We start from the raw sequence: 18,085 nt of genomic DNA, 5'->3' as shown, positions 1-18,085 counted from the left end.
TGGGTTACTTCTGATCGTTACAGGGTTTAAGTAAGTGGGGCCAAAATGGCCCCGTTCGTTTGGTTTAGGCGGCACGTCCCATTAATTTGTTTTGTTCGATGGCAGCTTTCTCACGCTGCCTGTCTATGTAGTCTGCCAAGTCTTTTAAATGGATGCCAAGGGCTGCTTTTTGACTGTTGGCTCCTAGTCGCACAATAGGTATGTCTATCTCGCCCGATAAACATTTCAGTTTAAATTTCTCGACAGTCAAAAACATATAATCGGCGCAAACACGGCTCAGTGGAATCACTGCCTGGCCATCGTACTGGGCCATAAGTAAAAAGAGTGTATTCATTCTTCCTCCTGGGACTTCTTCATCGCCAGACGGACTTGGACAGGCTTCTTCGCGTCCCAAACGGCTCGCTTCCAAGATCGGCGCAACCATCCAGCAAGGCCCGCTCTATACGCGTAAAGCTCACGGGCGAACGTATCGGATGTACTCGCACATGGTGAGCTGATATACGTCCCGCGTTGTCGGCAGTACTGCACGCCTTCGGGGACTGGAAACTCTTTCTCGAACTCGGCGCGCTCGTCAATTTGGAGCACGTCGACGGCTAGCTGCTGAGCAGTTTTCTGTTCAGGCAGAGGGGGCTTATACCCCACGATAGGCTGCGCGGGCGGGCGATTCTGAGCGATTAGCGTTGCATTGGGTGTGGCTGCCTCGCGCAGCTTTTCGTGGGGTATGAGCGCCTCGGTGGTGCAGCTGAAAGGGGCAATAATGCCTGCTGCTGCGCAGCAGAGGCTGTTTGTTTCTAGTATGTCGACGCTGCCTTCCTTGCGGAGCAAAGCGGTCGTGGATTGTGTGTTGTGCTGGTCCTTTTGCATGCCGCTTTCCTCCGAAGTTCGATTGCGCGTTGGTTCATCAGCCGCTGGTGGGGCGTGAGCCGGGTTGCGGTGGGTGTTGAATTGGGGGCGGACCTGGCTCATGCGGCGCTTTCCTGATCTGCCGGCTCCAGTAGTGCTGCGATGGCGAGCGCCTGGTCGCGGAGGGTGCGGGTGTCGCGTTCCAGCTTTTTGCCTGTGCGAAAGGCGCTGAATGTCTCAGATGTAATCCGTAGTTTTTCGGCGATTTCCAGTAGGGTCAGTCGTGTTGATTCACCTAATTTGGAGGCAGCCACGGCGCGCTCGTAATGGGCGTACAGTTGCTTGTGTTGGTCGCGAGCCTGATCAAGTGAGAACATCAGGTTGCGGATTTCTTCCGAGTTGTCAGAGCGCTGAATAGCTTTGCCTTCTTCAATTCCGTCTCGATGCCCAACGCAGCAGCCGTCGTCATAGCCATCGCTGTAACCCTCTAATTGACCCTCGGAGCGGCCATTACTTAAGCCATTCCGGTAGGCGAGCCAGTAGACGGCGGCCGTCATGAGGATGATTGCTATCAGCGCGTAAATTTGAACTGCAGTCATTTGGTTTGCTCCTGATTCAGTGTCGGACTGGTGGTGGCAGTCCTTGGGTGGTGGCTTACTCGGTTGGCTCGTCCTGCTGAGACTGCATGTCTTCGTCAGCCTGGTAGGCTCGAATGTCGATGAGCGATGCGACATGCCGAATGTGTGCGTATTTCGGCGCTTTCCGGCTTGAATCCAGCGTGGTGATCGGAAGCTGAATCCGGCCACTGTTGATTTCAGACACGAACTTTTGCTCGTTTAGATTTCGGAAATACTTCTCGCGCACCGTCTCCAGTGGAATCAGCACGTCACCGAAGGTGCGGTAAAGCAGCTCGATGGTGGTGGATTCAGGGGCGGGACGTAGCCGTAGTGGAGCTTGGGCTGCGTTACTCATGGCTTTGTGTGGCCTCCTTGCTTTGTTTTCTTGCGGGGTGGTTCCAGGCGTTCAGGCAATGGCGTTTGGTCAATTCCCGCAGATGCTCGGGCACTTCAAGGAGCGCGGCATTGCGCTCCTCTCGTGTCCGCATTGCGATGATCTGTCGGGCGAATTCCCTAGGCCACGTCACGGCGATCTGCCGGGATTGCGGGCAGGTCGATGCCGAGTTGTTCAGCCAGCCAGCGGATGCCTGGTTGTCTCACCCTGGTCGACTGGCTGTACTGCATGCCAAACGTTTCGTGAAACCACTGGCCGTCCTTGACGCGCAAATACTCTTTGTCGCGTGTGGGATATGCAGGCAAGTTGCCCTTGAGCAGGTCTTTCTCCCGCATGAGTGCAACCAGCTTTGGACGGGTCAGGCCGAGTTGCGCTGCAGCTTGGGCGAGGGTGCGTTCCATGGCGTCCCCCTCATGCCGCGTGCGCAGCAGGAGTGGCCGCTGCAGCAAGGTGGTTGATGGACTCAATGATCCTTGCGTAGATCTCAGCATCGGAGTCGTACAGGGTGAAGCATCGCGTGTGCGGGCTTTTATTGCCGATGCTCAAGATGGTGGTAACACCGCGTCGCGAATGGGTGCGATGCAACGCCACATGCAGGGGAAGCTCAAAACCCATGTCGAGGCTCAGCACGCCGCCGGTGTGCACCAGTTCGAATACGCGTTGCTTGTCCTGGACTTCGAAGCGGCCGTATTGACGATCTGCATGCGGACGCTGCACCAGGGCACTGGTGTTGCTGGCGTCGAACGGACCGTTGGCAATCTCTTCGATGAAGTCGGCCAGTTTGAGGTGCATCTTTTTGTCATTCTGCAGGGTCAGCGTGTGGCGTTCGCTGCCCAGCTCGACGACAAAAGTGCTTTCCACTGTGCCGCGTTCAGCCTTGAGGCGGAATGCCAGGCATTCACGCTTAGGTGCTGTTCGCAGGACGTGGTTGAAGGTCTCGGTCAGGTTGACCTGGGCGTTGAGCAACTGCAGGGTGCGGTTGTCGATCTTGTACTTGATCATGCCGCGTGCCCTCCGTCATTCGGATCGAAAGGGAGGGGCTGGGATTTGGCTATCAGCTTGGGTTTGCTGTTATGAATGATGACCAGGCAGCCGGTGGCTGACTGCAGCTGCTCGATCATCTTTTTGTTGCTGACGCACGCCGGATGGACGTGGAGGGTTGCGCAGGTTTGCATGGTTTTGCCTCGCTCTGTGGTGAAAGAGTGAGGCGAATATCACGCAGTGTGTTTTTTAAGTCAACACGAAATGTGATTATTCTGTCACGTTGCGTGCAAAAACCGTGATGACTTTAGGATGCCGCCGACTAAGTGAATCTCAATCACGTCGCTCGCGGCGATATGGATTGGCGGGTGTTCGGCATTTACGCTGTCCAAGCGGTACATCCCATCTCTCAGGTAAATGAATTCCTTGATCATCGTTCGGCCCTCTGTGGTTCTGACCACAACCTCATCGCCGCTGAAGTAGCTCTTGTTGGGTTCGATTAGCACGTACTCACCATTTTTTATCCTGGGAAGCATGCTATCGCCGGTAACCTTTAATCCATAGGCATCAGGGTCATCGCTGTGGATGCTCAAGTAACCATCGCCGTGACCTGGAGGAAAATCAAGCGCTTCAAAATATCCTTCATTGCCCAGCTGTGCGGTCCCAACCACCGGAACACTCCCTGTTTTCGCTCGTCCTGCAGATGTTAATCCTTCGCTCTGGCTGCTCTTGAGTCGAGGGGGATATCTGATGTCGAAAATGTTTCCAAGCGCATCACCAGATAAATGGGGTAATGGTCCCTCGACATCTTTGACCAGTTCTGTCAGCGGCGTTTTCAGGGCAGCAGCAATTTTCCCTAGATCCTGAAGGTTGGGCTGGCGTTGATCCTTCTCATAGTTACCAATACGAGACTGTGATTCCCAGCCACAGGCAAGTGCCAGATCCTTCTGGCTCATACCTTTGGCTTTTCTGAGTGATTTGATGCGTGAGCCTAGTGTGTTCATTTGTCTTTTTTACCACGCATTGAAATAAATTTATCGCACTTTGCGTGTTGTAAAAATCACGAATCGTGTTTATTCTGCGCTCCAGTTACAGGAGATCTTTATGAACAGGATTGCTGACCATCGAGAGAAGGCGGGTATCAGGCAGCGTGATTTGGTTTCGATTCTGGGCTGGACGCAGACACGGATTAGTAATTATGAGTCCGGACGCCGTGTAGCCGGACTTGCAGAATCTCGTGCAATTACGGCTGCGTTGAATCAACTCGGAATCAAATGCTCGCTTGATGATGTTTTTCCGCCGGAGATGGATTTCAAGAAAGTAGCTTAGAAAAAAGGCGACCCAAGGGTCGCCCAGTTCCTCCCGACACGCACCACCACAGCGCTGTCGGGCCGCGATTGGGGGTGGCGGGCAAACCAAATGCAAAACCGCCCACACCTTTCGCGTTTTCCAAGGCTCGGAAGCCTTGGTGTTGCTGCCATTTCCACCACAGAGCTGGCAGCTGTTGCGCCAGGGGTGAACAACGGATTGTTCGCCTCGGCACGGTGCCGGTGTTGGTCTTAGGAACCTCGCCGGCGTTTGGGCCTATCAAGCCACACGACAAATGTATCACCACTCCCTGTCGTGCGGCACTGGCAACATTCAAGGATTAATGCCATGAGCCGTATCATTCTGAGCTCTCTAGACCGGGCGCAGCGGGAAGTCCTGCCGCTCGATCTTGCGCTTTACCATGCCGCACGGGACTACCCCGGTGGTGCCGCCGCCATCGCCGCCACCACCGGCCGGAATGCGACCACACTGCAGCACAAGCTTTCCCCAACCCACCCCAGCCACACGGTGAACATTCAAGAGTTCGGCGAGATTCTGGAGCTGACCAAGGATCGCCGCATTCTGGATGCAGTACATGCGTTGGTCGGTGACACGATCTGGCAGGAGCTGGCCGAGGCGTATACCAATGACATGCCCGAGACGTTGACCACCGGCATCGCGGAATACTTCCGCAAGGTGGCGGATCTGGCAGACATCTGGGCCAAGAGTATCGGTGACGGTGTCGTTACTGATGAGGAACTGGCCGCGATTCGCCTGCAGGTGTTTCGTGGGATTCAGGGGCTGTTGGGGCTGTTCAACCGCGCCACGTATGTCAACCAGACGACGCGGGGTGTTGAGCGTGGCTGATATCGCTGACTTCGCTAATGACCTGGTGCAAGAGCGCATCGATCAAGCGCTCGCTGCACGCAACGCCACCAAGCCTGCCTTGGTGGCGCATTCGTTTCTGTTCTGCGAAACGTGCGATGACCCGATCCCTGAGGCTCGTCGTTTGGCGCAGCCCGGCTGCACGCAGTGCGTGGGGTGCCTTTCTCTCGCGGAACTAAAGGGGGCCCGCCATGCTTGATGAGGTACTTGGGCAATTTGCGGATTACGGGCTTGAGCCTGCGCAGCCGCTGGTGTTTGGAAAGCTAACTCGGTGCAAGACGGCACAGGACAAGGGCAAGGAAAAGAACGGCTGGTACATCGCCCATGAACATCGCACCGAGAAGGGCGAAACGCTCATTTTCGGCGCGTTCGGTGATTGGCGTTCGGGTGAGTCGCAGAAGATCAAGGTCAAGGCCGGGCGGATGTCGCCTGAAGAGCGTGAGGTCATGCGCGCTCGGCAGGAGGAGGCGAAGCGGCGCGCTGCGGAGATCGCAGCCAGTGCGGCACGTCGAGCGGCCAAGCGGGCGGCGGGCATGTTCAGACGCATGCCGGAGAAGGGCCGTAGCGACTATCTGGATCGCAAGCAGATCGTTGGTATCGGTGTTCGGTATGCGCCTCGCACCGGTGCGTTCCTGGTGCCGATGTGCAACGTGCGCGACGAGATTGTCGGCCTGCAGGTGGTGTATCCAACCAAGCAAGAAGACACCGGTCGGGACAAGACCTATTGGCCTTACGGGATGTCGAAGGAGGGCGCCTTTCACTTGATCGGGCCGCATCCGGATCCGGGTGAGCCAGTGCTCGTATGTGAGGGCTACGCTACCGGCGTAAGCCTGCACATGGCGACTTCGCTGACCGTGGCCATCGCGTTTGATGCGGGCAACCTTCTGGTGGTGTGCAAGGCGATGCGTGAGCGTTTCGCCGGCTGCCCGTTGATCATCTGCCGTGATGACGACTGGAAGACCACGAAGCCGAACGGCGATGCCTGGAACCCTGGTGAAGAGAAGGCCAACAACGCGGCGCTGATCGTTGGTGGCCAGGTGGTTGTGCCGATCTTTTCCGGTGAGCGGGAGATCAAGTGGACCGACTTCAACGATCTGCACGTTGCCGAAGGTTTGGAGGCGGTGCGCCGCCAGGTGCTGGCGGTGGTCAAGCCGCCGGCAGCGGGTGGCTGGAAAGATATGCTGGCTCGGAGCGAAAGCGGCGCGCTGATCGCGCATATGCAGAACGTCGAGCTGATCCTGGCCAACGATGAGCGCTGGGCCGGGGTGATCAGTTACAGCGCTTTCAGTTCGAAGATCGTGAAGCTGCGTGCGGCGCCGTATGGCGGTGGCACGGGAGACTGGGCGGACATCGATGATGTGCGGGTGATGAAGTGGCTCGCGCAGCAGTACAACTTGCGGGTCAAGGCGTCGCATGTGATCGAGGCGGTGAGCGTCGTTGCGCATGATCACGCGTTTCATCCGGTGCGCCAGTACCTGCGCAAGCTCGAATGGGATCGCGTGCCGCGCTTGGAGAGCTGGCTCACGGATGTTATGGGCGTGAAGGCCACCGACTACTCGTCCAAGGTGGGCAAGCGCTGGATGTTGTCGGCCGTGGCGCGGGTGATGAAACCGGGCTGCAAGGCTGACTCGGTGATGATCCTTGAGGGCGCGCAGGGCGCCGGTAAGTCGACGGCGATGAGTATCCTCGGCGGCGAGTGGTTCATGGATACGCCGTTCGCACTGGGCGACAAGGACGGCTTTCAGGCAATCCGTGGCAAGTGGATCGTCGAGCTGGGCGAGCTGGACAGCTTCAACAAGGCCGAAAGCACCAAGGCCAAGCAGTTTTTCTCCGCGTCCACCGATACCTACCGCGAGAGCTATGGCCGCCGCACCATGGACGTTCCGCGCCAGTGTGTGTTCGTGGGTACGACGAACCAGGACGAGTATCTGAAGGATGCCACGGGTAACCGGCGCTATTGGCCGGTGGCGTGTACCAAGGTGGATCTGGAGCTGTTGCGCTCGATCCGCGACCAACTTTGGGCCGAGGCGGTGTTCTGCTACGACGCGGGCGACCTTTGGTGGGTAACGCTGGATGAAGCGGCACTGTTCGCCGAGGAGCAGGACGAGCGCTTCGTAGTGGACGAATGGGAAACGCCAATCTTGACCTGGTTGGAAGAGTCGCAGATCGGTGAGACCACTACCGGCAGTGAGGTGTTGACGCAGGCGCTCAAGCTCGACCCGGGGCATTGGGGCAAGCCCGAGCAGATGCGGGTCGGCGCGATCCTGCATCGGTTGGGGTGGCGACGTTATCGGCTCGGGGCTATGACCAAGAGCCGGCAACGACTGTGGGGCTACAAGAAACCTGCGGATTGGGGCAGGGCTCCTGCTTTGGAACAACCTGCTTTCGAGGAGCCTTGCTTCGATGATTAAGGAGATTGATTCGTTGCTGAAGCTGTGGGCTCAGGAGCTGCATTCCGAACATTCGAAAGGGGGGCTTGCGGGGGGAACATGGTGGCCATGATGATGGAGAGTAATGGGCAACTGATCCGTGGGCGGCGTGCCTTTCGTGCACCGCTGGAGAGTTCTCTCGACATCGAGCTGATCGTGAATAAGCATCTCGCGCCCGAGCTGGTGACGGTTGTGCGGGAGCATTACTGCACGCTCGATGTGGATATGCGCTTGCGCTACGCCCATTGCGGTTGTGGTCGCGACACCTACTACCAGCGTCTGCATGACGCGCATCTGGTTATCTGGGGCATGTTTATGGGGGTGGCTGCTTGACCCTAGGCATGGCTCCGGCAGTTGTTGTCCTACCGGCCCGCCATGTCCCACTATGTTTTGACGTAGTGGGACAGGTGCGGGCCTTGTCTTTACAGGGTTGTCCCACCGTCCCACCTTGCAACGTCACCCGCCCGCATATGCGTAGCGGGCAGCAGTACGCGCGTTTCACGCGCAAGCGTGCTCTTTAAGTTCTTCCTTTACACGAGAAAGTAGAGAAGAAAGTAGGACGGTGGGGCGAGGCCCCTAATTTAGGCGCTCTCAGGCGTCCCACCTCAATTCTAAAAGGTGGGACGGATGGGACGCCGCCAAAACAACAGAATGCCGGGGTGGGTTATTCGCTCACATTCGCTAGACGTTCACCCCTCATTACCCACTTATTCACTGGGTGGCATTAAACCGGGGTTGCTGCCACCGGAATCGACCTGTAAAAAGTAGTCATCTTCGATAGGTGCGACCGCAGAGAGCGGCAAGCACCACACCACCAAACCCGGCCATTGCGCCGGGTTTTTGCGTTTAGGGGTTGGCGATGACAAGCGAGCAACAAGCACTGGCAGAGATGCCGATTTGGTTAGTGATCGTCCTGGCTCTGGTCGGTGGCGTATCGGGAGAGATGTGGCGGGCCGATAAGGATGGGGCGCGGGGCTGGGCATTGTTGCGCCGCCTCGCGCTTCGGTCCGGAGCCTGCATTGTCTGCGGGGTGTCGGCGATGATGCTGATGATCGCGGCCGGCATGACGATCTGGACGGCAGGTGCCTTGGGTTGCCTGACGGCGATGGCCGGTGCCGATGTGGCCATCGGGTTGTACGAACGCTGGGCCGCCAAGCGACTGGGCGTCAGCGAAGTCCCGCCAGCCGGAGGCGAGCAGGGGTGATGCACCGATCTGGGGCGCCGAAAACCGCCGGGGACCCTAGGGATATCTGAAGGACACGGGGTCGGAAACCCGCGGGAAAGTGTTAGCGGTAGGATTGCCAGCTTACTGAAATTCAATCCATTGAAATTGAAAGGTTCCCATTGAAAAGCCGTTGAAAGGAGGGCTTATGACAGAACCAACGTACCTGTCGAAGAGCGCCTTCGCGGCTCGGATCGGCAGGGCGCCCAGCTACATCACCTGGTTGAAAAACAACAACCGCTTGGTGCTGAGTGCCGATGGTAAACAGGTCGATGTAACGGCCAGCGAAGCGTTGATTCGCGACACCGCTGACCCCTGCAAGACCGCCGTCGCTGATCGGCATCACCAGGACCGGCTTCAGCGTGACGTTTACAGTCAGTTATCCAGTCAGGTCGAACCGACTTCAACGGCTGCGCCGCCGCCCGCGATCACCCCTGCGGGGCAGCTGCCCGACTTCCAGAAAGCCCGCGCACTGCGCGAGCACAACCTGGCGCAGCTCGCCGAGATTGAGTTGCACAAAGCCAAGGGCTCGCTGGTCGCCATGACAGCGGTACAGACCGGCGCTTACAACGCCGGCCGCATGCTGCGCGATCAGCTGTTGGGCATGCCTCCGCAGCTGGCTCCCGAACTGGCGTCCATGACGGACCCTTGGGAAATCGAAAAGCACCTGACGGCGGCGATCCGTCGCTCGCTGGAAGACGCCGAACGCATGTCTTCAGCGGACCTTGAACACGCACTGACCACGAGTTAAGCCCATGCCCACGGAAATTCCTGACGGTGCAGAGGTGTACCGCGAGGCGTATTTCCGTGGGTTACGGCCCGACCCGGACGTCTGGATCGATCAGTGGGCCGACGAGTACATGCGGATCCCGCGTGACACCGGCGCCGCTGAGCCGGGCCAGTACCGCACCTCGCGCACGCCGTATGCCCGCGAGCCTATGCGTTGTCTCTCGCCGGCCCACCCTTGCAAGCGCGTGATCACCATGGTCGCGTCGCAACTGATGAAAACGCAGATCGGTCTGAACTGGATCGGTGGCCTGATGCACATGGCGCCGTCGAACATCCTTGCGCTGTTGCCCAGCCTCGGCCTGGCCAAACGGGTGTCGTCGCGGATCGGCAAAACGATCAAGGCTACGCCTGTACTGCGGGAGCGAGTGGCGGCCAACCGGTCGCGGGACTCGCGCAACACTATGGATACCAAGGAGTTCGAGGGCGGTACGTTGTACGTCACCACCGCCGGCTCGGCGGCCAACCTGTCGGAGCTGTCGGCGCGCTACGTTTACGGTGACGAAATCGACCGGTGGGAAGTGGACATCGGCGAGGAGGGCGACCCCATCGAACTGGCGGAAACCCGTGGCAGTACCTTCGGCCGCAACGCGAAGTTCTACTTCTCCAGCTCGCCGACGATCAAGGGCGCCTCGCGGATCTCGGACCTGTTCGATGGCAGTGACCAGCGTCACTACTACGTGCCGTGCCCGACCTGCGGGCACATGCAAACCCTGGAGTGGGAGCGCCTGCACTACTCGAAGGATTACAGCGTGGTGCACTACGAGTGCGCCGGGCCTGAGTGTGACGTGCTGATCGAGGAGTACCACAAGGGCGAGATGCTCGCCAACGGTGAATGGCGCGCCCATGCCGAGGGCGACGGCGAGACGGTGGGCTTTCACCTCAACGCGCTTTATTCACCGCTGGGCTGGATGGACTGGAAGTCACTGGCCAAGCAATTCGAGAAGGCCAAGAAGGCCCAAGCCAAGGGTGACCTTGAACCCATGCAGGTGTTCTACAACACCCGTCTGGCCAAGGTCTGGGACGCCGCTCAGGAGCAAACCAAGGCCGATGTGCTGAAGCGGCGGGCTCGATTGGAAGGCTATGGCCTCGGCTCAATGCCGGCCGGCGTGTTGATGCTCACCGGCGCGGTCGACGTTCAGGCCAATCGCCTGGAGTTCATGGTCATGGGCTGGGGTGTCGGTATGGAGCGCTGGGTCGTTGACTTCCAGGTGATTCCGGGAGATCCCTCAGATGAACGCACCTGGTCAGCGCTGGATGAATTGCTCAAGGCTCGTTACCGCCATCCGTGCGGTGTCGGCCTCGGCATTCTGGCGGTGGCGGTCGACTCCGGCGGTCACCACACCGATGAGGTCTACCAGTTCTGCCGCGTTCGCCGCTGGCGCAATATCTTCGCCATCAAAGGTGCGAGCAAGCCTGGTAAGCCGGTAATCGCTCAGCGGCCGTCGATGGTCGACGTGACCTGGAAGGGGCAGACCGAACGCCATGGCGCCGAACTGTGGTTTGTCGGGACCGACACGGCCAAGGACTGGATCTACAACCGTTACCCGTTCGAGTCAGGGCCGGGTGCGTTGCACTTCGCCAATGACCTACCAGATGACTTCTTCGACCAGTGCGTCGCGGAACGCAAGGTCGCCCGCTACGTGCGGGGCCATAAGCGCATCGAGTGGGTCAAGGGCAAGGCCGAGCGCAACGAAGCGCTCGACCTGATGGTGTACTGCCTGGCCATGGCCCATTACCTGGGCCTCAATCGCTACAAGGAACACGACTGGGAGCGGGTGCGTCAGGCTCTTGCGCAGTCTGGTTTGTTCGACGAAGCGCAGGGCATCAAACCCGTTCAGGGCGAGCGCCTTAGCAGTGAGCCCCCAGTCGTCACCGCATCACCACAACCGGCGCCGCAACCCGTTGCTCCGGTCGTGCAATCACGACCAGCAGCACCGCCGCCTCAACGCCGCAGCTCCAGCAGCGGTTACCTGAAGAGACGCTGATATGTCCTTTACCCAGAAGCACCTCGACGCGGTTGAGGGGGCCATCGCTCGCGGTGAGAAAACCGTGCGCTATGGCGACCGCACCGTGGAATACAGATCCATCGATGAGCTGCTTAAGGCTCGCGACCAGATTCGCACCTCGCTGGTCAACTCGGCCGGGCCGCGCTCTCGCGTGGTTCGTCTGTACCACGGAGGCAAGGGAGTCTAATGGCCCGACATTATCCGACGCTGACCCGTAACGGATTTGTGTTGCCGTCGAACATCAAGGCCAGTTACGAAGGCGCCGGGGAGGGCCGTCGCTCCACTGGCTGGGATGCTCCCGACAACGGGGTCAACAGCATCAACACTCCGGCACTGCGCAACCTGCGCTCCCGCTCGCGTGCGGCGGTACGCAACGACCCGTATGCCTTCAACGTCATCGACAAGCGCGTCAGTAACCTGATCGGCACCGGCATCAACCCTCGGCCGAAAACCGAAGATCATGAACTGCGCAAGTTGCTGCAGGAACTCTGGGAGGACTGGGTCGATGAGTCGGACGCCGATGAGCGCACCGACTTCTACGGCCAGCAGGCACTGATCGCTCGCACGGTCGAAACCTCGGGCGAGTGCTTTGTACGACTGCGTCCGCGTAGCCTGGACGATGGCCTGGCGGTTCCGTTTCAGCTCCAGACATTGGCGCCGGAGTTCGTGCCGCATGACAAATTCGAGACCACTAAAACCGGCAACATCATCCGTGCCGGGATCGAGTTCACGCCGGGCGGCCATCGGGTGGCGTACTGGATGTACCTGTCACACCCGCGTGATGCGTCGTCGCTGAACGCCGGCTACAACCAGTTGGTGCGGGTACCGGCTGCTCAGGTGTTGCACATCTTCGAGCCGGTCGAGCCAGGCCAGCTACGTGGTGTGCCGCGATTGTCGCCGGTGTTGAAGCGCCTGCGCAGTCTCGACAACTACGACGATGCGGTGTTGTTCCGACAGGAGGTGGCGAATCTGTTCGCCGGCTTCATCAGTCGCCCGGCACCGGATGCCGGACCTGTTCCGAGAGACCCGGTCACCGGCCAGCCGTTGAGTCTGGATCGTGATGGCTTCACGCCGATGGTCGCGCTGGAGCCCGGCACCATGCAGGAGCTGGGGCCAGGGGAGGAGGTCGAGTTCTCCAAACCGCCGGACGCGGGCAACAACTACCCGGACTTCATGCGACAGCAGTTGATGGCAGCCGCTGCAGGCACGGGTACGCCTTACGAGATCCTCACCGGCGATATGCGTGAGGTCAATGACCGGGCGCTGCGGGTAGTGCTCACCGAGTTCCGCCGTCGCCTGGAGCAACTGCAATTCAGCGTTTACGTCCACCAGCTCTGCCGCCCGGTCCGGGCCGCCTGGATGGACATGGCTGTCTTGTCGGGCGCCCTGGTGCTGGAGGATTACGCACAGCGTCGCCGTGAGTACCTGCGCACACGTTGGGTGCCGCAAGGCTGGGCCTACATCCAGCCCGTGCAGGACGTACAAGCACGGCGGATGGAAGTGCAGGCCGGTTTTGCCTCGCGCAGCGAAATGGTCCTGCGTACCGGCTACGACGCCGAAACGGTCGACGCGGAAAACGCCGCCGATCTGACCCGGGCCACCACCCTTGGCCTCAACTACAACACTCTCGACGCCGTCCAGCCAATCGACGACAAGGAGCAAACATGAGCAAAAGAGCGCAACCGCGCATTTACAACAGGGCTGGCCAGCGGGTGCAGGTGAAAGACAAAACCTGGTATGCCCTGCAAGCCAGCGGTGAGGCTGCCGAGCGAGTTTTCGAAGTCTTCGTTTACGGCGAGATCGGTGCCTGGGGCATTACCGCCAATCAGTTTGTGCAGGATCTGCGCGCCATGGACGACGGCGTCTCGCCGGTGATCGCGGCGTTCAACAGCATCGGCGGCGATTTGTTTGACGGGCTGGCCATGCACAACGCGCTGTCGCGTCTGGGCGAGCGCTGCACTGGCCGCATTGATGCGTTGGCAGCCAGTGCAGCCAGCGTGGCGGTGTGCGGCGCACATAAGGTCGTGATTGCAGCCAACGCCATGTTGATGATCCACAACCCTTGGACCTATGCGGCTGGGGATGCCGAGGACTTCCGCAAGGTGGCCGACGTGCTCGATCAGACAATGGAGGCAATCATCGCGGCCTACAAGGCCAAGGCGCCGGACATCGATGAGGTCGAGTTGCGTCGGTTGGTCGCCGCTGAGACCTGGTTGACTGCCAATGAGGCTGTGGCTCTGGGCTTGGCCGATGAAGTCGGTGACGGCGTCAAGGTTAAGGCCTGTCTTGGCCAGGGTGGCGTACTACAGCGTTACCAGCACGCACCGGCTGACTTGCTGGCCCAGCTTGATGAACCACCGGAGCCTGATCCGGAGTTAGAGCCTGACGATCCGCTACCGGCGCCGCCCGTGGTCGACTCAGCCAAGCTGGCATTGATGATCACCCAGCGTTGCGCGGAGGCGGGGATCAGCAACCTGGTCGCGCCGTTGCTCAGCTCAACCCAGCTCGAAAGCGAAGAGATCGTCCAGGCGGGCCTGACGCGCGCCAAGGCCGTGAACGACCTTTGTGTTGCCGCACGGTTGCCGGAGCTCAGCGCCGAGTATGTCGAGGCTGGACTGGATGCAGCCGCGGTTCGGGCGCGTCTGTTCGACAAGATCGTCGGCAGCGGCAAGGGCTTTGAAATCGACAACAGCCTGCCACTGGATAACGACCCGGCGCCGAAGGTGCTGGCCAAACAACCTGATCCACCCTCGATCTGGGCCGCCCGTCAGGCCGCCCAAGGAGGACACCCCCAATCCGCGAAAGGAGTAAGACCATGACCATTAAAAGAGAGCCGATGCATGCGGGCGAGTTCCTGCTGTCCGAGGGCGCCGGCAATATCTCGCGGGAAGCAATCGATGTGGCGGCAGGTCCTGCACTAGAGCCAGGGCAAGTCCTCGGTCTAATCACCGCCACCGGCCAGTTCGCGCCTTACAACCCCGCTGGGGAGGACGGGACGCAGAACGCTACCGCGATCCTGTTCGGTCCTTTGGGCGAGTCTGAAGATGTGCGGCGCGGTCGCGCTGTGGTGCGGCTGGCCGAGATCAGTGAGGCCCATTTGACCGGGCTCGACCTCGATGCCGAAAAGGCCCTGGCCACCCATTTCCTGATCGTCCGCTGAGACGGTCATTCACGGTTATCCAACCCCGCCGCGTGCGGGGTTTTTCATTTCTGGAGAGTACCCATGGCCGACATCGCCATTTTTGACGACGAAGCGTTTTCTGTTTCCTCGCTGACCGCAGCCATCAACGAACAAGAATACCTGCCGGGCCGTATCAGCAGCCTCGGCCTGTTTCGCGAAGAAGGTATTACCACCCTGACCGTGCAGATTGAAAAGGACGGCGATGCCCTGGCGCTGGTGCCGGCCGGCGAGCGCGGTACCTCAGGCTTGGTGGTTGGGGCCAGCAAGCGTTTGATGATCCCGTTCAACACGGTGCACCTGCCGCAGCGCTTCACCATTAAGGCCGATGAAATTCAGGGCATCCGCGCCTTCGGCACGCGTACCGAGTTGCAGGCGGTGCAGGATGTGGTCAACGGCCGACTGGCGAAAACTCGTCGTCAGCTGGATGCCACCCACGAGTTCCAACGCATGGGTGCGCTGAATGGGCAGGTGCTCGATGCTGACGGCAAAACCGTCCTGCTGGACATCTACAAAGCGTTCGGTGTTCAGCGGCAGAAAATGTCAATGGAACTGAGCAAGCCGGACACCAACGTTCGGGTTAAATGCGGTGAAGCCCTAGACCTGCAAGAGGACGCGTTGGGCAACATCACCAGTTCCGGTTCCCGTGGATTCTGCGGCAAGAACTTCTGGAACAAGCTGATCAGTCACCAGTCGGTAGAGAAGACGTACCTCAACACAATGCAGGCAGCAGCGCTTCGCGGCGATGCCCGTGAAAGCTTCGAGTTCGGCGGCATCATTTGGGAGCGCTACCGTGGCAAGGTTGCCGGTGTGTCTTTCGTCCACGACGACAAGGCGCTGCTGGTGCCGGAGGGTGTGCCGGATCTGTACATCTCGGTGTTCGCTCCGGCCGACTACATGGAGACGGTCAACACCCAGGGCATTCCGTACTACAGCAAAATCGAGCCACTGCCGTTCAACAAAGGCATGGCCGGGGAAGCCCAGTCGAACCCGCTGCACCTGTGCACTCGGCCCCGTGCACAGATCCTGCTGGAACTCTGACCATGGGCTTTCGTGACCTGATCGCCGAGGTCGACGCGGTGGTGTTCGAAACCCTAGGCGACAGCGCCCGGATCGAGGGCCGTGACGAGCCGGTCCTTGGGATGTTCGCTGCGCCCTGGTTGCAACCGAAGATCGGCAAGCTCAACACGGGGCTGCGAGAGCCCCGGTTTGAGATTCGAGTCAGCGATTCGCACGATCTGAAGAAGGGCCTGCTGGTCAGCGTGGATCTGCCGGAACTGGACGGTGGTGGCGATTACGATTTGTTGCAGCTGGAGCCGAGCGGTGACGGCCTGGTCGCTCTTATTTTGAGGAAGCGCGTATGAGTGTCGGCAGCTACTTCAAACCCTCGGCCGGCGGCGGGATGATCTCGTTGCAGACCTCAACTGCAGATCTGCAAGCGTTCCAGGACTTCGCCAAGTTAGTGCCGAAAGCGGCGGCCGCTGCCCAGCGTCGAGCGATCAACAAAACCCTGGGCTGGCTGCGTACGCACATTGCCCGCGCTGTCGGTCGGCAGGAACGGATCGCCGTGGCAGCCGTGCGTCAGCGGTTGCGTGCTTACCCGGTCACCGGCGGCGCCATGAGCGGCAAGTTGTGGTTCGGTATCAATGCCATTGAGGCGAGTCGGATCGGTCGGGCACGGCAGAGCAACTCCGGTGTGTCGGTGGCTGGTCGCCGTTATCAGGGGGCCTTCTACAAGAAGGTCTATGGCAACAGCGCGGACATCTGGATCCGCACGTCCAGCAAGCATTTCAATGCCGACGACTACCCCGGCAGCACGGTGAGTGCGCGAGGCGGGGCGAGTTCGGGCTGGATTGCCGAACACGACAGTCGTTTCCCTCTGGCCAAGGCCAAGGTTTCTCTGGAACAAGCCCGACCCCACTTCGAAAGCTGGGTACGCAAGGCCGATGAGCACCTGCTGCATGTCCTGCAGCAGGAACTCAACTTTGAACTGCAGAAGTACCTGAAGGGGAAATAATGTGGTGGATGAAACGGAAACACCGTTCAGCCTTGAGCAGTTGTACCAGGCTATCGAGCGGCAGGTGCAGGCGCATTTGCCGGGTGTCCACACCGTAGCAGCTTGGCCGGCTATCGAAGATCGCATTCGGCTGCCGGCGGTGTTCATCGAACTGGCGGACATGGAACCGGGTCAGGACCCCGGTACCGGTGAGGTGGGGCTGGCCTGCAAGTTCGAAGCGCGGGTGATCACCGATCCGATTCAGTCGGATCACCATCAACAGGCGGTTTTCTTGGCGGGGCAGCTCGCTGTCTTGTTGCGCCTGCAGACCTGGGGCGTGGCGGTGGAGCCTGCGGAGTTCGTCCAGGCCATGCAGGACTGGACCAAGCCGGAGCTGGATGGCTACACCGTCTGGGTGGTGGAGTGGACGCAGCAGATCTACCTGGGCAAAGCGCAGTGGCCGTGGCCGGATCAGCCACCGGGAACGCTGATGTTCGGCGTTGATCCGGATGCAGGCCCGGCCAACAAGGACAAGTACTTTGCACCCGAGTCGTTGTCATGAGTTATGTGTCAGCTCAACACGACCGGATGCTCGCGGGCCTGGTCAAGGACTGTTATGTCGTGGCGGTGGATCTCGCCGCTTCGCCACCGGTGTGCCGGGTATCGGACGGTGAATGGGTCAGCGGCTGGGTGCGCTGGCACAGCGTGGCCGCCGGTAAAGCCCGGCATTGGCGGGCGCCCAGCATTAATGAGCAGGGCACGCTGATCAGTACCAGTGGCGACGTGTCGCAAGGGACGTTTATTCCCGGCCTGTACGGCAATGGTGGGGCCCCACCGGACAATCGCGACCACGTTGAAGTCTGGCGTTTCGAGGATGGCGGCTCACTGGTCTACGACTGGGAGGCCAAGAGCTACACCATCAGCGTGCCGAGTGGCACAGTCACCATCAAGGTGGGGGCGACCCAGGCGGAGGTCACAGACAGCGCGGTGACGGTGAAGACCGGCACCATCAACCTGGAGGCAACCGTGAACATCAAGGGGCCGGTGAACATCGACGGCCCATTGCACGCGACGCAGGACATCACCAGCGATGCGGCGATTCTCGACACCGCTGGCAACAGCAACCACCACTCGCATTAGCGACAACCCATAACCCCAGCCCGCCGCGTGCGGGCTTTTTCATGCCGGGAGCAATCATGGCCAAACCTCAAGAAGACCCCATGGCGCTGGATCAAGCCATCACCACCAGCCCACTGCCGGCACCAGGAGGGTCGACGGCGACCTTCCGCGACACCGTGTATACGTCGCGTACGCTGATCCTCTCTGATGACCGGGAGCTGGCCGTTGCGAAGGGGATTGTATCGGTCAGCACCACGGATGCCATGGCGCTGAAGTTCTTCAAGGACAACGCCGAGTTCGAGCCGCTGAAGGAGTAAC

The 18,085-nt window shown here is 60.0% G+C and carries 24 protein-coding genes and 1 pseudogene; 18 read left to right on the top strand and 7 right to left on the bottom strand.

What is annotated here, in order from left to right:
* Positions 1-64: 64 nt before the first annotated feature.
* The 7 genes from BLL42_RS04295 to BLL42_RS04265 form a co-directional block, all read right to left on the bottom strand.
* The gene (locus BLL42_RS04295; protein ID WP_071550928.1) at positions 65-334 is read right to left on the bottom strand and encodes a pyocin activator PrtN family protein; all 270 of its coding nucleotides are present in this window, start codon (positions 332-334) and stop codon (positions 65-67) included.
* The gene (locus BLL42_RS30405; protein WP_236721968.1) at positions 331-966 is read right to left on the bottom strand and encodes a hypothetical protein; all 636 of its coding nucleotides are present in this window, start codon (positions 964-966) and stop codon (positions 331-333) included. Before BLL42_RS30405 ends, BLL42_RS04295 begins: the two co-directional genes overlap by 4 nt.
* A complete protein-coding gene (locus BLL42_RS04285; RefSeq protein ID WP_071550927.1) occupies positions 963-1,442 on the bottom strand; it encodes a hypothetical protein in 480 nt (159 codons plus the stop codon). Before BLL42_RS04285 ends, BLL42_RS30405 begins: the two co-directional genes overlap by 4 nt.
* A 55-nt stretch (positions 1,443-1,497) precedes the next feature.
* Positions 1,498-1,815, bottom strand: a complete 318-nt coding sequence (locus tag BLL42_RS04280) for a pyocin activator PrtN family protein (RefSeq protein WP_071550926.1) — start codon at positions 1,813-1,815, stop codon at positions 1,498-1,500.
* 158 nt (positions 1,816-1,973) lie between these two features.
* Entirely contained in the window at positions 1,974-2,255 is a 282-nt protein-coding gene (locus BLL42_RS04275) for a phage antirepressor KilAC domain-containing protein (protein ID WP_071550925.1), read from the bottom strand.
* Positions 2,256-2,265: 10 nt separating this feature from the next.
* Positions 2,266-2,856, bottom strand: a complete 591-nt coding sequence (locus tag BLL42_RS04270; RefSeq protein WP_071550924.1) for a hypothetical protein — start codon at positions 2,854-2,856, stop codon at positions 2,266-2,268.
* Positions 2,857-3,113: 257 nt separating this feature from the next.
* The gene (locus BLL42_RS04265) at positions 3,114-3,839 is read right to left on the bottom strand and encodes an XRE family transcriptional regulator (protein ID WP_071550923.1); all 726 of its coding nucleotides are present in this window, start codon (positions 3,837-3,839) and stop codon (positions 3,114-3,116) included.
* Positions 3,840-3,939: 100 nt separating this feature from the next.
* Here BLL42_RS04265 and BLL42_RS04260 point away from each other — a divergent pair, with 100 nt between their 5' ends.
* From BLL42_RS04260 to BLL42_RS04175, 18 genes and pseudogenes are all read left to right on the top strand, one after another.
* Positions 3,940-4,164 carry a helix-turn-helix transcriptional regulator gene (locus tag BLL42_RS04260; protein WP_071550922.1) on the top strand — a complete coding sequence of 75 codons (225 nt, stop codon included), beginning with the start codon at positions 3,940-3,942 and terminating at the stop codon, positions 4,162-4,164.
* Positions 4,165-4,491: 327 nt separating this feature from the next.
* Positions 4,492-5,010: a phage regulatory CII family protein gene (locus BLL42_RS04255; RefSeq protein ID WP_071550921.1), complete on the top strand. Its 519-nt coding sequence runs from the start codon at positions 4,492-4,494 to the stop codon at positions 5,008-5,010.
* Positions 5,003-5,227, top strand: coding sequence for a TraR/DksA family transcriptional regulator (locus tag BLL42_RS04250; protein ID WP_071550920.1), 225 nt, complete (start codon positions 5,003-5,005; stop codon positions 5,225-5,227). The genes BLL42_RS04255 and BLL42_RS04250 overlap by 8 nt, the downstream gene beginning before the upstream one ends.
* Positions 5,220-7,439 (top strand): VapE domain-containing protein, encoded by a 2,220-nt coding sequence (locus BLL42_RS04245; protein ID WP_071550919.1) that lies wholly within the window; start codon positions 5,220-5,222, stop codon positions 7,437-7,439. Before BLL42_RS04250 ends, BLL42_RS04245 begins: the two co-directional genes overlap by 8 nt.
* Positions 7,432-7,790, top strand: a pseudogene (locus BLL42_RS04240) (PA0613 family protein). Before BLL42_RS04245 ends, BLL42_RS04240 begins: the two are co-directional and overlap by 8 nt.
* A 526-nt stretch (positions 7,791-8,316) precedes the next feature.
* Positions 8,317-8,661: a phage holin family protein gene (locus BLL42_RS04235; RefSeq protein WP_071550918.1), complete on the top strand. Its 345-nt coding sequence runs from the start codon at positions 8,317-8,319 to the stop codon at positions 8,659-8,661.
* Positions 8,662-8,827: 166 nt separating this feature from the next.
* On the top strand, positions 8,828-9,430 hold the full coding sequence (locus BLL42_RS04230) for a terminase small subunit (protein WP_071550917.1): 603 nt from the start codon (positions 8,828-8,830) through the stop codon (positions 9,428-9,430).
* A 4-nt stretch (positions 9,431-9,434) separates the two neighbouring features.
* A complete protein-coding gene (locus BLL42_RS04225; RefSeq protein ID WP_071550916.1) occupies positions 9,435-11,453 on the top strand; it encodes a phage terminase large subunit family protein in 2,019 nt (672 codons plus the stop codon).
* Between the two features lies 1 nt (position 11,454).
* Entirely contained in the window at positions 11,455-11,661 is a 207-nt protein-coding gene (locus BLL42_RS04220; RefSeq protein WP_071550915.1) for a phage head-tail joining protein, read from the top strand.
* Entirely contained in the window at positions 11,661-13,142 is a 1,482-nt protein-coding gene (locus BLL42_RS04215; RefSeq protein WP_071550914.1) for a phage portal protein, read from the top strand. Before BLL42_RS04220 ends, BLL42_RS04215 begins: the two co-directional genes overlap by 1 nt.
* Positions 13,139-14,293: a head maturation protease, ClpP-related gene (locus BLL42_RS04210; RefSeq protein WP_071550913.1), complete on the top strand. Its 1,155-nt coding sequence runs from the start codon at positions 13,139-13,141 to the stop codon at positions 14,291-14,293. Before BLL42_RS04215 ends, BLL42_RS04210 begins: the two co-directional genes overlap by 4 nt.
* Positions 14,290-14,634 (top strand): head decoration protein, encoded by a 345-nt coding sequence (locus tag BLL42_RS04205; RefSeq protein WP_071550912.1) that lies wholly within the window; start codon positions 14,290-14,292, stop codon positions 14,632-14,634. The genes BLL42_RS04210 and BLL42_RS04205 overlap by 4 nt, the downstream gene beginning before the upstream one ends.
* A 63-nt stretch (positions 14,635-14,697) precedes the next feature.
* Entirely contained in the window at positions 14,698-15,693 is a 996-nt protein-coding gene (locus BLL42_RS04200; RefSeq protein WP_071550911.1) for a major capsid protein, read from the top strand.
* 2 nt (positions 15,694-15,695) lie between these two features.
* A complete protein-coding gene (locus tag BLL42_RS04195) occupies positions 15,696-16,016 on the top strand; it encodes a head-tail joining protein (protein WP_071550910.1) in 321 nt (106 codons plus the stop codon).
* Positions 16,013-16,669 carry a hypothetical protein gene (locus BLL42_RS04190; protein WP_071550909.1) on the top strand — a complete coding sequence of 219 codons (657 nt, stop codon included), beginning with the start codon at positions 16,013-16,015 and terminating at the stop codon, positions 16,667-16,669. The genes BLL42_RS04195 and BLL42_RS04190 overlap by 4 nt, the downstream gene beginning before the upstream one ends.
* A 4-nt stretch (positions 16,670-16,673) precedes the next feature.
* Positions 16,674-17,210, top strand: a complete 537-nt coding sequence (locus BLL42_RS04185; RefSeq protein WP_129586996.1) for a hypothetical protein — start codon at positions 16,674-16,676, stop codon at positions 17,208-17,210.
* Positions 17,207-17,788, top strand: coding sequence for a phage baseplate assembly protein V (locus tag BLL42_RS04180; RefSeq protein ID WP_071550907.1), 582 nt, complete (start codon positions 17,207-17,209; stop codon positions 17,786-17,788). Before BLL42_RS04185 ends, BLL42_RS04180 begins: the two co-directional genes overlap by 4 nt.
* Positions 17,789-17,844: 56 nt before the next feature.
* The gene (locus BLL42_RS04175; protein ID WP_071550906.1) at positions 17,845-18,084 is read left to right on the top strand and encodes a hypothetical protein; all 240 of its coding nucleotides are present in this window, start codon (positions 17,845-17,847) and stop codon (positions 18,082-18,084) included.
* Position 18,085 lies beyond the last annotated feature (1 nt).

Origin of the sequence: Pseudomonas frederiksbergensis, assembly GCF_001874645.1 — a bacterium.
Lineage (GTDB): Bacteria > Pseudomonadota > Gammaproteobacteria > Pseudomonadales > Pseudomonadaceae > Aquipseudomonas > Aquipseudomonas frederiksbergensis_B.
Note: the sequence above shows the minus strand (reverse complement) of the source record. Positions and strands in the feature narration are given on the sequence as shown.